The organism is Kitasatospora sp. SC0581 (assembly GCF_048159585.1).
In the GTDB taxonomy this organism is placed as follows: Bacteria; Actinomycetota; Actinomycetes; order Streptomycetales; family Streptomycetaceae; genus Kitasatospora.
This window is the reverse complement of record NZ_JBLRWA010000152.1, coordinates 1-430: the sequence shown is the minus strand read 5'-3', so window position 1 is coordinate 430 and position 430 is coordinate 1. Positions and strand designations below refer to the sequence as shown.

General features: G+C 40.5%; 1 protein-coding gene. It reads left to right on the top strand.

Translation table 11 applies throughout. The annotated features are described in order from the left end of the window. Positions 1-430, top strand: a 430-nt coding sequence (locus ACLWS4_RS37530) for a gamma-glutamyltransferase (protein WP_416876507.1), incomplete at both ends; no start/stop codon positions are given.

Below are 430 nucleotides of genomic sequence, written 5' to 3'. Positions count from 1 at the left end.
CCAAATTTATCAAGCTCCGCCAAATTCTCAAGGTTTTTCAGCGTTAATGGCGCTCAATATATTGGAAAATTTTGATTTCACGTTGATCGAACATGGATCTTATGAATATTACCATATTTTAATCGAAACCTTGAAAAAAGTATTTCAAGATCGGAATGAAGTTTTGACGGACCCGGAATTTTCCCCTGTTCCGCTGGAAAAATTACTCAGCAAAACATATGCAGCAAAGCTTGCAGAAGAAATCCATTGGAATCGTGCGATGGAATATAACGCGGAACCGTTAGGGAGGGACACAGCCTACGCAGCAGTAGTGGATGATGGAGGGAATGCGGTTTCTTTTATTCAAAGCCTCTATTTCGAATTCGGTTCAGCATTTGTAGCGGGTTCAACCGGTATTTTAATGCAAAACAGAGGGTCGTTTTTCTCTTTG